This window comes from Paenibacillus sp. Y660 (assembly GCF_057221575.1).
Genome location: NZ_JBXBBJ010000009.1, coordinates 86,292 through 101,654, shown reverse-complemented (window position 1 = coordinate 101,654; position 15,363 = coordinate 86,292). Strand labels below are relative to the sequence as shown.

13 protein-coding genes and 1 pseudogene are annotated in these 15,363 nt (G+C 40.5%); all 14 read right to left on the bottom strand.

The window, feature by feature from the left end; translation table 11 throughout:
- Positions 1 to 2: 2 nt before the first annotated feature.
- A complete protein-coding gene (locus AC2TDN_RS12915) occupies positions 3 to 1,112 on the bottom strand; it encodes a polysaccharide biosynthesis C-terminal domain-containing protein (RefSeq protein ID WP_484688264.1) in 1,110 nt (369 codons plus the stop codon).
- Positions 1,112 to 2,131, bottom strand: coding sequence for a polysaccharide biosynthesis protein (locus AC2TDN_RS12910; RefSeq protein ID WP_484688263.1), 1,020 nt, complete (start codon positions 2,129 to 2,131; stop codon positions 1,112 to 1,114). Before AC2TDN_RS12910 ends, AC2TDN_RS12915 begins: the two co-directional genes overlap by 1 nt.
- Before the next feature lie 73 nt (positions 2,132 to 2,204).
- Positions 2,205 to 3,407: a glycosyltransferase family 4 protein gene (locus AC2TDN_RS12905; RefSeq protein ID WP_484688262.1), complete on the bottom strand. Its 1,203-nt coding sequence runs from the start codon at positions 3,405 to 3,407 to the stop codon at positions 2,205 to 2,207.
- Positions 3,404 to 4,561, bottom strand: coding sequence for a DegT/DnrJ/EryC1/StrS family aminotransferase (locus AC2TDN_RS12900; protein ID WP_484688261.1), 1,158 nt, complete (start codon positions 4,559 to 4,561; stop codon positions 3,404 to 3,406). The genes AC2TDN_RS12905 and AC2TDN_RS12900 overlap by 4 nt, the downstream gene beginning before the upstream one ends.
- Before the next feature lie 76 nt (positions 4,562 to 4,637).
- Positions 4,638 to 5,258 (bottom strand): sugar transferase, encoded by a 621-nt coding sequence (locus AC2TDN_RS12895; protein ID WP_484688260.1) that lies wholly within the window; start codon positions 5,256 to 5,258, stop codon positions 4,638 to 4,640.
- A 212-nt stretch (positions 5,259 to 5,470) separates the two neighbouring features.
- Positions 5,471 to 5,581 (bottom strand): annotated as a pseudogene (locus AC2TDN_RS12890) (UTP--glucose-1-phosphate uridylyltransferase); the annotation flags it as partial.
- 37 nt (positions 5,582 to 5,618) lie between these two features.
- Entirely contained in the window at positions 5,619 to 6,251 is a 633-nt protein-coding gene (locus AC2TDN_RS12885) for a hypothetical protein (protein WP_484688259.1), read from the bottom strand.
- A gap of 32 nt (positions 6,252 to 6,283) precedes the next feature.
- Positions 6,284 to 8,107, bottom strand: a complete 1,824-nt coding sequence (locus AC2TDN_RS12880) for a polysaccharide biosynthesis protein (protein ID WP_484688258.1) — start codon at positions 8,105 to 8,107, stop codon at positions 6,284 to 6,286.
- Positions 8,108 to 8,151: 44 nt separating this feature from the next.
- On the bottom strand, positions 8,152 to 8,844 hold the full coding sequence (locus AC2TDN_RS12875) for a CpsD/CapB family tyrosine-protein kinase (protein ID WP_484688257.1): 693 nt from the start codon (positions 8,842 to 8,844) through the stop codon (positions 8,152 to 8,154).
- Positions 8,825 to 9,592 carry a YveK family protein gene (locus tag AC2TDN_RS12870; RefSeq protein WP_484688256.1) on the bottom strand — a complete coding sequence of 256 codons (768 nt, stop codon included), beginning with the start codon at positions 9,590 to 9,592 and terminating at the stop codon, positions 8,825 to 8,827. The genes AC2TDN_RS12875 and AC2TDN_RS12870 overlap by 20 nt, the downstream gene beginning before the upstream one ends.
- A 161-nt stretch (positions 9,593 to 9,753) precedes the next feature.
- A complete protein-coding gene (locus AC2TDN_RS12865) occupies positions 9,754 to 11,865 on the bottom strand; it encodes an S-layer homology domain-containing protein (protein ID WP_484688255.1) in 2,112 nt (703 codons plus the stop codon).
- Positions 11,866 to 11,984: 119 nt separating this feature from the next.
- A complete protein-coding gene (locus AC2TDN_RS12860; protein WP_484688254.1) occupies positions 11,985 to 12,770 on the bottom strand; it encodes a tyrosine-protein phosphatase in 786 nt (261 codons plus the stop codon).
- 205 nt (positions 12,771 to 12,975) lie between these two features.
- A complete protein-coding gene (locus AC2TDN_RS12855) occupies positions 12,976 to 13,953 on the bottom strand; it encodes a diaminopimelate dehydrogenase (RefSeq protein WP_484688253.1) in 978 nt (325 codons plus the stop codon).
- A gap of 32 nt (positions 13,954 to 13,985) precedes the next feature.
- Positions 13,986 to 15,245 carry a Glu/Leu/Phe/Val family dehydrogenase gene (locus AC2TDN_RS12850; protein ID WP_484688252.1) on the bottom strand — a complete coding sequence of 420 codons (1,260 nt, stop codon included), beginning with the start codon at positions 15,243 to 15,245 and terminating at the stop codon, positions 13,986 to 13,988.
- Between the last annotated feature and the right edge of the window lie 118 nt (positions 15,246 to 15,363).

Here is a 15,363-nt window from a genome sequence, read left to right as displayed (position 1 = left end):
CTCTATACCTCCACAAAATATGTATCAGCTTTTTCAGGATTAAAAATTTCGCAAGCCCAGAATAACGTAATCACTTCTTCATCGCCGGTATTTGTAATGGAATGAGTATAACCGACAGGAATATCTACTACTTCCGGAGTATCTCCATTCACTCTATATTGCAGCACTTCTTCTGTATCGATTCTCCTAAATTTGATTATAGCTTCACCTTGAATAACAAGAAATTTCTCCACCTTAGTATGGTGCCAATGGTTCCCTCTTGTAATACCTGGTTTTGTCTTAGATATAAAAATTTGTCCCATACTGTCTGATTTAATAAATTCAGCCAACCAACCTCTGTTATCTATATTCTTCTTTAATTTATAGGAGAAATTGTCTTCTTCTAAGTATGATAAATATGTACCATACAATGCCTTATCAAATTGGTTCTCCAATGAAGGCATAATCAATGTTTTTCTATTGTTGCTAAATGCACGAATTTTTTCTGCTAGTTCCCCGACTGTAATATTATAAGTAACAGGAACATAAGTAAAAGCTCCTTCCTTGTGTTCGTTACCTTCAAGAGCACTAATAAACTCTGTTACTACATCATCGATATAACTCAAAACAAGAGCAGAACTAGCATCATTTATTTTGACATCAATGTTTCTAGCTATGTTATAACAGAATGTCGCAACAACTGAATTGTAGTTTGGTTTGCTCCATTTTCCAAATAAGTTAGGCAGTCGATAGACTATTGTTTTAACTCCCGTTTCCTCACTGTATTTAAATAACAAATCCTCTCCAGCCTTCTTACTCACACCATAAGGATTATTTTTCTCAGCTTGTATGGATGATGTTATAAGTACAGGTGACTTGTTATTATTTTTTTTAAGTAACTCTAGTAACACTGAAGTAAATTCAAAATTACCTACCATAAACTCTCCATCATTTTGTGGTCTATTCACACCTGCAAGATGGAATACAAATTCACATTCGTTTGTGTATTTCTCCAACAATCCTCTATCTGTGGTTCTATTGTACTCAAATATGTCTTTATAACCTTTATTCTTTAGTTCTGCTATTAAATTTTTACCCACAAAACCACTTGCGCCAGTTATAAGTATTTTCACTATTTATTCCAGCCTTTCAGCTCTTCTTGAACATATTCAAGTGCTAATAGCTTTTCTTTTATTTGTTCTACATCAAGTCTTTGTGTGTTATGCGAGTTATATTCATCTTCTGAAGCTAACTGCTCATCACCCTCAATAAAATACTTATCATAATTAAGATCTCTTTGGTCTGCAGGCACTCTATAGAAATCACCAAAGTCTTCTGCGACTATATGCTCTTCTTTTGTAAGTAATGTTTCATATAACTTCTCTCCATGTCGAGTACCGATAATGACAATTTCATTATTTGCTTGAAATAACTCTTTAATTGCTTGAGCAAGATCACCAATTGTTGAGGCTGGAGCTTTCTGTACCATAATATCTCCTGCCTGGGCATTGTTAAACGCAAATACGACTAATTCTACCGCTTCTTCAAGACTCATAAGAAACCTAGTCATATTAGGATCTGTAATTGTTATTGGTTGACCGTTCTTTATTTGTTCAATAAATAGTGGAATAACAGACCCACGTGAAGCCATTACGTTTCCATATCTTGAACCACTAATTAGTGTTTTCTCTGGCGATATCGTTTTCGATTTTGCTATATATACTTTCTCCATCATCGCTTTAGAGATACCCATCGCATTAATTGGATACGCAGCCTTATCTGTAGATAGGCATATGACTTTACTTACTCCTGCATCAATTGATGCTGATAAAACATTCTCTGTACCTAATACGTTCGTCTTAACAGCTTCTAGCGGAAAGAATTCGCATGAAGGCACTTGCTTCAATGCAGCTGCATGGAACACAAAATCCACATCATGCATAGCATTCTTAACACTAGCTAAATCACGTACATCTCCAATATAAAATTTCAATTTATCATTTTTATACAACTTACGCATATCGTCTTGTTTTTTTTCATCACGTGAAAAAACCCGAATTTCTTTAATATCTGTATGAAGAAATCGTTTGAGTGCTGCATGGCCAAACGAGCCAGTTCCCCCCGTAATTAATAAAGTCTTATCTTTAAACATTAAACTTCATCTCCATCGTTTGTGAATTCAAGATCTCTTTGTAAGCCTGACCTAATAAATTACTCTATAGCCTTTACCTAACGTGTGAAGTAATAATTTCATAAGCTCTTGATGCAGTATAGAATTCTTCAAGATATTGTCTTCCGCTTCTCCCCAAATTAATGCGCAATTTACGTTCTGCTGCTAATTGGTTTATTACTTTCGCATAGTTTAATATATCGCCACTCTCAGCCCAATAGCCGCAGTTTGCTTCTTTAAGTACATCTTTTATATCTGAATTGACATCTGTTGCAGCTACAATAGGTAAGGCATATTCCATATATGAAGTGAGTCTTGATGGAAAATTCGGAATAGTAAATCTTCGATCTAAAAATATTAATCCAACATCACAATTTTTTAATATTCTATCGTACTCTACCTTGGATAATGATTTTAGAAGCTTAACATTAGGATTTTGACCTTTGACAATGTAATCATTTATGCGGTTATATTCCGTTCCAGATCCTACTATTAAGAAAAATAAATCATTTCTATCTTTAAAATATTCAAGGACTTCAAGAAAAAAGCCAATTCCTTGAGGCTTCCCTAAATTTCCGCCATAAGTAAATACAATAGCATCTTTAGGTATGCCATACTTACTGCGAAATTCTTCTCTATTAGTTTGAACTTCATTTAACAAAGTAGGCCTAATTGAGTTAGGGCAAACCTCAACCTTGTTATCATCAATTTCAGGATTATGCTTTAATACATAATTTACATTTGCGGGTGACATACAACCAATATAATTTGATATTTCATACAATTTCTTTTCTTTTGATCTAAAATAACGCCAAATCAGGCTATCTTTTTTTAACATGTTCATATCCACTGCATTTTGAGGGAAGATATCTTTCAAAAGTAAATAAGTTGTACAATTGTCACGCGATTTTACATACTTCACTATTCGTTCAAAAGTTATTGGAGGTGTAGAATATAAAATTAAATCAAATTTAATATCCCCAAAATATTTCTTAAATGCACTAATAAACTGTGTCTCAATAAGGAGTATTGATATACCTTTATCAATAATATTTGTTTTAGTAATATTTCCTGTTTTTACACGCAGAACATTGATGCCATTTTCTTCTTTAAATTCTGAGGGTTTTCCAGTTCTCCGTTCACGTTGACACATAACAAATACCTGATCCCCGCGATCATAAAATTCCCGCATTAAATCAGTGTATAAATTACGATCCTCACCCTCCGGATATGCTAGTGTTAAGAATAGTATATTCATAATGTGTTCACCGTAAGAAAAACCTTTTTAATAACATTAATTACTCTTTTCAGTTGATCAGTTTTCATTGATGACCCAGAAGGCAAACAAATGCCTTTATTAAATATCTGTTCACTAATACTACCATCCACCAAATGAGAGAAAAATGGACTATTCTTAAAGACAGGTTGAAGGTGCATGGGTTTCCATACAGGTCGTGACTCTATATTTTCCTGATCTAATGCATTAATAATATTCTCAACAGTTACATTAGAATTTTCCTTTATTGTCATCGGTGTTAACCAGTAATTCGGCTCTCCTTTATCCGAAATAGGCATTAGATCCACCATAATGTCATGAAATTCTTTCTCATATTGATTACGTATTGATTTTCGCAATTCTATATGATCTACGAGTCCCATCAGTTGGCCTCTACCAATTCCTGCACATATATTAGACATGCGGTAATTGTATCCAATTTCCTGATGCTCATAGTGTTTCGCAGACTCTCTTGCTTGAGTCGACCAAAAGTGAAATTTATTTATTAAGGATTCATCGTCTGAAACCGCCATTCCACCACCGGAGGTGGTGATGATTTTGTTTCCATTAAATGAAAATATTCCAACGTTTCCATACAGTCCACACATCCTATCTTTATAGGTTGCTCCAAGAGCTTCTGCAGCATCCTCTATAACAGGAACATCATAGTACTCACATATAGGAAGTAAACTATCGTAATCAGCACTTTGTCCATAAAGATCCACAATTATTACTGCTTTAGGCATCTTATTCTCTTTTTTTGCCCATTCGAATGCTTTCCGCAATGCATCTGGAGACATATTCCATGACTCTGGTTCAGAATCAATAAATACTGGAGTAGCATATTGATACATTATTGGATTGCAACTTCCTGCAAATGTAAAGCTAGAGCAAAAAACATAATCCCCAGGCCCCACTCCAAAATATTTTAAAGCAAGATGAATTCCTGCTGTTCCTGAGGAAAGAGCTACTCCATGTTCTATATCTATAAAATCACAAAGTTCATGCTCAAATTTATTAATATTTGTTCCAATAGGCGCTATCCAATTGGCATCAAATGCTTCCTGAATAAAACTCATTTCATTTCCAGTCATATGCGGTGGTGATAGATATATTCGTTGTTCCACTTTGTTCATCTCCATAGCACTTTTTTTGATATTTAGTTTCTTTAATGACATGAACAGAAATTACATTATATACTCCTTGGTATAACTAATAAATTGTATCTTCTATAGATCCCGATCGATTGCTAGTAAAAACATGCATTGTATTACCCTGCGAGTTATTAATTCCATTTCTATTTATAACTTTATATACTGTCATAATTAAAATCTTAAGATCCAATCTAAAACTCAGATGATCTACATACCAAACATCTAACTTGAATTTTTCATCCCAGTCAATTGAATTTCTCCCATTCACCTGTGCCCATCCAGATATTCCAGGAGTTACTTCATGTCGTCTAAATTGCTCTGGACTGTAGTGTTCAAGATATTGTACAAGTAACGGACGAGGTCCGATGAAACTCATATCGCCTCGTAAAATATTAAATAACTGTGGAAGTTCGTCAATACTCGTCTTTCGAAGAAATGACCCTACTCTCAACATTCTTTCCATGTCTGATAGTGCAAGACCATTCCTAACTGTTTCTAAATGCATTGTTCGAAATTTATATACTATAAATATTTTCCCGTCTTTACCTGGCCGCATTTGACGAAATAAAACTGGCCCTTTTGATTCAAATCTAATTACGATCGCAGCAATGATCAGAATAGGCATAAATAGGAATATAAGTAAAATAGCAAACATTAAATCAATAATTCTTTTTAACACTACATAGATTCCCACAAGTCACCCACTAGATAGATATTGAGTTATTTCTCTTATTTAGTTTTATTTAATTAGTTCCTTCTTAAGAATTTCAGTCAAATATGATAACAAGATTCTCTCTTAAATCTTTGTTCTGCAATGCAAATTTAATTGTTGTCTTGATAAACCCAATCTTTTCTCCTGCGTCATAACGGATACCTTTCTACAATGTATTAAATAGTTGGTTTTTCGACAATTGGAAGCATCTCTTTAGGCATTGCTTTTGTGGCAGGTAAGAACCTGGTTCCTAGCCCCGAAGTAGGAATAATAGTTTTTTCAACTCTCAATTAGATCCCTCCAGAGGATCTGAAACTCATAATATTCTTACTTCTCTTTAATAACCTCATCATACGCCCTACCCTGGCTCATCCCATACTTCTTAGCCACCTGAATCAACTCATCATACTGCTCAGGAGTTAGCTTATCTAAGATAATGCTGCGCGCTTTTTTCTTCTCTTCTAGAGTCATACCACCGCTAGCAATTGCTTGAAGCTCTTTTATATCAGACATATTAAGCTCTTTCAGTAACACGGATGATACCTGCGCTTTCTCAGATACTGTTATCTTTTCTTGAAGATTTTTTGCTTTTTCTACGGTTACTTCACCGCTATAACCATCCTTCAGATTATCTTCTTTCGGATCATTAGAGCCGCTGTTAGTTGTGTTTGATCCACCTTTGCCTGGCTTCACTGCTTGGTCTGTAGTACCTGTTTCCGTTTCATCCGTAACGACTGTTGAATTCGAATCATCCTGATCAGTTGATTCCGTCCCCTGTTGATCAGGCTGTGTTCCTGGAGTTGTAACTTCTTCATTCAATAGATCATTCTCTAAGTCGGCAGCGAGAGTAGAAATAAGCTTATCCACAGCATAATTAGCTGCAAATAAGCCCCCCACTCCTAGTATGACAATAATCGATGCCAACCAAATTAAGATCTTCTTCCATTTTTTCTTACGCATATGTAATCTCCTCCGCTCTCATAGACTGTCTGTTAGGATACATGTGAATAAAAAGGAACAAGATGCTCTATAACGTCTTTTATCGAATGTTGGTTTTCTCCAATAACTTTTTCAATTCGCTTGAATTGCAGCTCAAGCTCTACTCTATTAATCTGTGTTGGCTTACCTATGTAAATTCGTTCATGTTGTGTCGAAGATACTGCTTCTTCATCGGTTAACAGCTCCTCGAATAGCTTCTCGCCTTCTCGCATGCCGCTAAAGTTGATTTCAATATCCACATTAGGCTCATAGCCTGACAATCGGATGAGATCCTGCGCTAGATCCAGAATACGGACCGGATTGCCCATATCCAGGACGAAGATTTCGCCGCCTTTCGCGAATGAACCCGCTTGAATAACTAACTGCACGGCTTCAGGTATGGTCATGAAATATCTCACCATATCGGGATGGGTTACGGTAACAGGACCGCCTGCAGCAATTTGTTCTTTAAATCTAGGTATTACACTGCCGCGACTTCCTAGCACATTCCCGAATCGTACCGCTACAAACTGTGTTTCACTTATTGAGTTAATACTCTGTATGTACATCTCTGCAATTCTCTTGGTCGCTCCCATAATGCTGGAAGGATTAACGGCCTTGTCAGAGGAAATCATTACGAATCGCTCCGTTTTATATTTGTCTGCACAATCCGCTACATTTCTTGTCCCAAACACATTGTTTTTTACTGCCTCTGATGGATTTCGCTCCATGAGTGGCACATGCTTATGGGCGGCTGCATGGAACACAACCTGCGGTTTAAACTTGCGGAATACATCATCCATACGACCTCGATCTTGAATATCTGCAATAACCGTTTCCAAATGAACATTCGGAAACTTTGTTCTGAGCTCCATCTCAATCGTATAAATGCTGTTCTCACCATGTCCAAGCAGCAGCAGACTTGAAGGCTTGAAAGCTGAAATTTGTCTGCAAAGCTCTGAACCAATTGATCCGCCAGCACCTGTCACAAGAACGACTTTATCCGATACGTAATTAGCTATACCCTCTAAATCCGTTACAACAGGTTCTCTTCCAAGCAAATCCTCCACTTCAACATTACGCAGCGATTTTACAGCGAGCCGGCCTCTAATAAAATCATTAATAGAAGGAATAATTTTGACTTTTGCTCCGGTCAGCTTGCAAATATTTATTATTTCTGTTATTTGAACCCGCTTAGCGGAAGGCAATGCGATAATGATGTCATGAATTTTATGCTTAGCTACAAGCTCTTCAATGTTCAAGCGAGTTCCAAGCACTGGCAACCCTACGACTTGCATATTGCGTTTATGAGGATCATCATCTATAAAACCTATAATTTGATTTCCCAAAAAGCTATTGCTCGTCATAAACTCCTTTGCAATAAGCGCTCCGCAATCCCCAGCGCCTACGATAATCACGTTGTTCGTTAAATCAGTCTTTTTTGTTCTATTTACTCGGATTAAGCGCCACAGGAAGCGCGACCCTCCCATAAATAACAGCATCAGCTCTAGCGTTCTTGAAGTAATAGATAAAGGAACACGTTCTCCATTTAGTACATAGGTTGCTCCGTATGATAAAATAAGGCCGATTAAAATTGCTCTGGCAAGCTCAATAATTTCCCCAATACTTGCATATTGCCACATTCTTCTGTACATGCGGAAATACGCTAGGCTGCTGCCGCAAATAATGGTTGTTAATAATGCAAACTCAAGCATTTGTGTTTTGTAGATGGGAGGGATGCTTCCATTAAAGCGAAAGAGATAGGATATCCCAATCGCTATCCATATAACACAAATATCAACAACCAGTATGATTAGCATTCTGTTCTTATTACTCACCTAGCTCATCCCTCCATAGCAATAACCATCTACGAACAATTCTTTTATTTATCTTGTACACCATAATAATAGTAGTAAGATTCTTCATTCGCTTTGCGCTTCACATTATTGAGCACAACTCCAATAATTCTTGCATTCACGCTTTCTAGGTTCTTTAATGCCTTGCTTGCAATTTCTCGCTTCACTTTGCCTTGGTCAACGACCAAAATGACGCCATCACTCTTCGTAGATACAATCTGAGCATCGGTTACTGCAAGCAAAGGCGGCGTATCGATTAAGATGATGTCATACATTATTCTTAGCTGCTCAATAATAGCCGTCATCCGTTTAGAATTCATCATCTCTGCCGGGTTCGGTGGAATAGCTCCCGATGTAATGACATCAAGATTAGGGACTTCCGATACTTGTATAACTTCCTCTAAAGAGCATTGCTGTGAAATAACGGTGGATAGCCCCAAGCGATTAGATAAAGAAAACGTATGATGGGCGGTTGGCTTGCGAAGATCGGCGTCGATTAGAATAACCCTCTTCTCCGATTGTGCGAAAGTCACTGCCAGATTCGTAATGGTGGTCGACTTTCCTTCGCCAGGGCCCGCTGATGAAACCATTAACACTTGAAGCTTCTCATCTATGGAAGAAAACTCAATGTTTGTCCGCAACGCTCGATAGGATTCCGAAATAGGGGATCGAGGATTCGTTAGCGTAATAATCTGACGCTTATTTTTCAATCGAGACACGCTCTAATTCACCTGCCTTGTAGGTTTGTTTGGTTTTGCTGGTTTGGCTTGAATTAGTTTCCTCCGTATTCATTCTTGAGATCATCGCAAGCGTAGGCTGGCCCAAATATTGCAGCACATCTGCTTCGGTCTTAATGGTGTCATCCATATATTCAAGCAAGAATGTAATCCCAACTGCAATCATTAAAGACACAACAAAAGCAATTACGATATTTAGCGGAACATTAGGCGCTACTGGACTTGGATTTGCACTTACTACAGCTTCATTCAAAATCGATACATTCTCGACCTTAAAGATATGCTGGATCTCTTCCCGGAACACATTAGAAACAGCATTTACGACTTGAGCCGCTTGCTTATAGTCAACATCCTGCACGACCAACGTCATAACTTGGGTATTGTTAACGGAGCTGACCTGAATCTTGCGTGAGAGCTCAGTTGCCGTTAAGCCAAGCTGAGGATATTGCTGTGCTACTTTATCCAATATCGCAGGTGTCTTAATGATTTCTTTGTACGTATCGATCATCTTAATATTGGAATTTATTTGATTGATATCAAGCTGCCCGGTTGCTAATTGTGTTGTAGTTTGGTTCACGATTATTTTTGTAGAAGCCTCATAAATAGGATCTTTAAAAAACAGGCTGACGACGGCCGCAGCCGCTGTACAAACAAAGACAAACAATATAATAAGAACTAATCTCTTTTTTATTATCGCCATGTATTGTCGTAAATCTAGTTCGTTAGACACAACATATTCCTCCATATGATATAGTCATTTAGAATGACAATATAATCCTTATGAACTATACCCTATTACATAATAAGCTATAATCTTACAATATTCTATGGTTTTCGGAAAAAAATCTTCCTCCCATCTACATGAGAGGAAGATTTTACCTATACTAATGACTAGTTTTCAAACTTTAGCGCTCTATAAATAGTGACTGCTGCTTCTGCGCGAGTCGCGTTATTGTTAGGCAAGAATTTGCCAGCGTCTCCGATTACGATTTTATGTGTGGCTGCAAATGCAACGCCATCTTTCAATGTAGCGCTGATTTTACCTGCATCCGCAAAGTCTTTCAAAGCTGCGTTAAGATCAGTCACATCAGTTGCACCTTGCGATACTTTCAATGCACGAGCAATCATTGTCGCCATCTCAGCACGAGTAATCGTTGCGTTAGGATCAAACTTTGAAGCGGAACGTCCGTTGATGATCTTCAGTTGTACGGCTGCAGCTACGTAAGGCGCATGCCATTCGCCAGCTTTCACATCATCAAAGCTTTCAGTCGCGGAACCATTCTCCAAATCAAGTGCACGGATAAGCATTTTCGCAAACTCAGCGCGTGTTACTTTATCCTTAGGTGCAAATACACCTGCAGATTTGCCTTCAATAGCACCCTTGGCAGCTACTACTTGAATTTCACGGCCAGCCCATTTGTCAACAGAAGCAATATCGCTGAACGAAACTTTGTTTTCTACGACTACATAAGAGGAGAATGAATCACGTGACTCAACAATGGAATTGCCCTTAACGCGTCCGCCGTGAAATACAAGCTTGCCATCGACGATTTTCGCTACAGACAGAAGCTCTTTATCAAGACCTGTCGTATCGCCTAGAGGGATGCTGATAACGATCGGTTGATCAAATGTTGTTTTCGCAACGCCGCCAACTGTCAGTTTGAAATCATAAACTTCCGACACCGATTTCAAAGTGCCTACAACCGCAGACGTCGCATCAGTCTTCTTGATCGCAAGACCGATAGCAGACGAGAATGAACCGCCAACTGGAACCGTCACTTCGAATTTGCCGATTGTGAATGCTACACCTGACACACTTCCAGCAGCAGCAGCTTTTACAACTGCATCAGAAAGGTTAATTACAACATCCTTCTGCGCTAAAGTACCCAGGTCAATTTTCACAACAGTCTTAGCAAACGTAGAAGTCGGCGCCAGCTCTTTAACTTTCGCTGCAATCGCATTAATACCAGAAATCGTAGATAATACGCTGTTTTCATCCAATTGAAGAACAGCTTGTCCATTTACAGTTTTTACATTCGCAGATGCATTAACGGTTGCCAGCTTCGCAACCTCTGCTTGCGCATCTGTAACGAATTTAGTAATTAGAGCCGTTTTCTCAGCTTCAGTCGCTTTATCAAGCGCTGCTTTCAAATCATTCAGCAATTTGTCAGTCGTTTCTGGAAGTTTAACCGTTGTCACTTCAGGGCCTGAACCGTCAGGAACGCCACCAGGTGTTGGATTCGGTTTGGTCAGAAGAGATTCATACGCTGTGAATAAAGCAACAGCAGCTGCATTAAACACACTATCGTCTTTAACTTCTTCTCTTGAACGCGTCAATACTTCAAGCACGTCATCTGTATTCACCTTGTAATGAACGAACACTTTCTGAACATCATATTCTGTCTTCGACAATTCGGTAATGACGTCTTTCATCAATTGCTTTAAGCCGTCCTTATCGGTCATAAGAGCGAGTAGATCCACCAATTTTTTACCATTGACCTGCTTAACGAGCTCTTCCTGAATATCTAAGAAATATGTAGCGATTTCTTCAACCGTTAGATCATCCACACCTGCTTCAGTAGCAAACTTTTGAAGCACTGTTCCATAATTTGTACGCAGGTCTTCAAGACCATCTACCGAAGGTGAATAAGACAATTTCACTGCATCAATGAAAAGATTCTCCAATTGGGCTTTTTCATCGTTAGATGGGTTGAACTTGTCAACGATTGGTTGTACGATATTAGCCTTTTGATTAGAGGTCAAACTGTCAAGCTTAGCTTGAAGCGTTTTAACTTCGTCATCGCCATTTGTCGCAACTAGTGCGTCACGAAGCTTCTTAATCTCAGTAATCAGCGGAGAATCAGCCAAGGACGCCGCATAAGCAACACCGCTTACTCCAAGCTTCTCTGCCAAACCTTTGCTGCTAAGCGGAATTCCAGCGAAAGCCGTGAGGGCTACGCTCGCTGCAATTGTAGATATTGCTAGTTTTTTTCTTAATGTCACTCTATACTCACTCCTGTATGTAGAATAGTTGCATTCATCTGATAGATGAATGTCTAATAAAACCAATTTGATTACGTTCAGTATGTAATTGCTTCAACTGTCATTAACGCTAGAGCTGTCTATCTTTTGTAAAAATAGGAAATGAAACGCCGAACGACTCCGTCCTTGGTAGTTGCTGCAGCCGGTTGAGAATGGAATGGCTCGTCCGCAATAACGGATTGGGCATTCATCTGCAAGTAGCTCACCCATTGTTCTCCCATCCGCCTCTCAATAGCATCATAGGCTTCGCGCAGTCGAAAACCGCGCCGCTCAACATGATGAGCATCGGATGAAACAATATGGATATGTCCAGTTTTAAGCAGCGACCAAGCGGATTGTTCAATACGCTTACCGAACCCCCCTAGCAAGGAATGGGTTGTAACCTGTGCGAATGCTCCCGCTTCTATCAGCTCGGCTAATCGTTCAGGATGCTTCACAACCTCTGCGTTTCTTTCAGGATGGGCGATAATAGGCTTAAGGTTTAACATATTAAGCTCGTGAACGAGCTCAATCATACTCTTCGGTATACGGGAGGAAGGCATTTCTATTAATACAAAGCTGGAGCCAGCTAAAGAGAGCAGCTCATTCCTATTCCAAGCATCTAGCAGATCATCATGGACTCGAATTTCTTGACCGGTCCTAATAGTAACAGGCACACCTGCTGCCAATAACTGTTCGTTAATGGAGGAAGTGTGCTCTGCTACGATGTCTGCTGTATTGGTATAGGTCCCATTGGCGTGGTGCGGTGTTGCAATGATTGTTGTAATTCCCTCTGAAACGGCTGCCCGGGCCATATTCAAAGTATCATCAAAACTCACTGCACCATCATCCAATCCGGGTAATATGTGGGTATGGATGTCTATCATGCTGATCTCACTTCCTAGTAGATTTTGATCAAGAGCTCCTGATAGGCAGGTATGATCTTATTCTATCACAGGAAGATAGAACTTTCAGCACTTCTCCATACATTTCGACAGTTCTTTTTTCACACTTTGGTTATTATATCCTAGATTTGCCAAAAACGATAGTAAAATACTGTAAAAAAGATCATTTGTTCAGAAAAATTTCAGATTACAGCAGCTCTTTGCGCAGCTCAGCAGCAGATTTTGGCGAAAGGTAGGCGAACGGTATGTCGAAAACAGTCTTTGCTCCGGCCTGTCCCTCGCGGGCAAGCTTATACGCCGCTCTAGCATAGGCAACTAGAACGCTCGCCGTAAACTCTGGATTGCTGTCAAGCTTCAATCCAAATTCAATGATCTGCGTGCTGCTCTCGCCTGTCTTGCCGCTGCGAAGCACCATCCCGCCATGCGGCATCGAGGAATGCTCAGCCTTCATCGTTGCTTCGTCAATGAAATGAACCGTCGTATTGTAATCGGAAAAGTAATTCGGCATCGTGCGGATTTCTTCCGCAATCGCCTCCTGATCAGCGCCTTCCTCAGGTACGATATAGCAATCACGGATATGCTTATCGCGCGTAGCAAGCTCTGGATTTTCTCCGCTGCGCACACGATCTACCGCTTCGTCGCTCGGGATTGTGTATTGCACGCCATGCTTAACGCCCTTCACCCGGCGGATCGCGTCGGAGTGGCCTTGGCTTACACCCTTGCCCCAGAACGTATACTCCTTCCCTTCAGGCAAAATCGATTCCGCAAGCAAGCGGTTAAGCGAGAACAGGCCTGGATCCCAGCCCGTTGAAATGACGCTTACTTTATTGCTCACCTTCGCTGCCCCATCTACTTGTTCGAAATATTCCGGTATGCGCGCATGCGTGTCAAAGCTGTCTACCGTATGGAACAAGCGTGCAAAAGCAGGACCCTGCTCCGGCAGATCCGTCGCCGAACCGCCGCATAGAATCATTACGTCTATATCATCAACGAAGCGCTCAGCATCTTCGATCGCATATGCTTTTGCAGCAGATGGAATGGATGCCGGGTCTCTCCGCGTAAATACCGCGTCCAGTTTCATATCCGGATTTTGTCTGATCGCGAGCTCTACGCCGCGTCCCAAATTGCCATAGCCTACGATACCGATGCGAATCTGTTCTGTCATGTGCTGTCACCTCTTCTTATTTTATATCGTGCTTAGATCCAGCCTCTTGCTTCCATTGCCGCCGCGATCCGTTTAATCGAAATCATATAAGCAGCCGTACGAAGATCGGTATTATGCTCCTTAGCAAGGTCGCGAACAGCTACGTAAGATAGAATCATGTTCGTCTCCAGCTTCTCAAGCACTTCCGCTTCGCTCCAGTAGTAGTTCATCAAATTCTGCACCCACTCAAAGTACGAAACCGTCACACCGCCGGCATTTGCAAGCACATCCGGAATGACCGTAATGCCATGGCTGGCAAGCACGCGGTCCGCCTCCGGTGTCGTTGGGCCGTTAGCAGCTTCTGCTACGATATTCGCTTTGATACGATCCGCATTCGCAGCTGTAATGACGTTCTCTAGTGCAGCCGGCACCAAAATGTCGACATCGAGCTCAAGAAGGGCTTCATTGGAGATGGAGCAGGAATCGCCGTATTCACGGATGGAAGACGTATCCTTTAGTATGGAAATTCTCTCGATATCCAATCCATTTGGATCATAAACGCCGCCTTTGGAATCGCTGACAGCAACAATTTTACAGCCTGCTTCGCTAAGCAAACGCGCTGCAATACGGCCTGCGTTGCCATAGCCTTGAATGGCGGCAGTCGCATTTTGCACAGGAATGCCTTTATCTTGGAGCGCTGCCAAAATCGTATAAACACAGCCTTGCGCTGTCGCTTCATTACGACCCTTCGAGCCGCCCAAAATCAGCGGTTTGCCTGTAATAACGCCTGGCGAGTTGGCACCCTTCAGTCTGCTGTACGTATCCATCATCCAGCCCATAACTTGCGGCGTTGTATATACATCAGGTGCAGGAATATCTTTATCCGGACCTACGAAGTCTGCGATAGATTCCATGAATGCACGGCTCACGCGCTCAAGTTCGCCCTTGCTAAGCAGACGCGGATCGCAAATAACGCCGCCCTTGCCGCCGCCATACGGCAATCCAACAACACCGCACTTAAAGCTCATCCACATGGACAGCGCTTTAACCTCGTCAAGCGTCACATCAGGGTGAAAGCGAATGCCGCCCTTAGTTGGGCCAATCGCATCATTATGCTGGGCACGATAACCTTCGAACACGCGGATCGAGCCATCATCCATACGAACGGAGAAACTAACCGACAGCACGCGCTTCGGGCGCTTTAAGATTTGCGTGACATGCTCAGGCAGATTCAGATGCGCTGCTGCCGCATCAATTTGCTGCTGTGCGATTTGGTACGGATTTAACGTTTCTTCAACTATACTCACTGTCATTTTAGGCTCAGTCCTTCTTCGTTAAAGTTCGACTCCCATTCCATTTAAAAGCCGCTTTTTTGATTTTACCTTTTTCAATTCTATTTTAAAAGAAATTTTTCGTTAAATAGTGCAAATA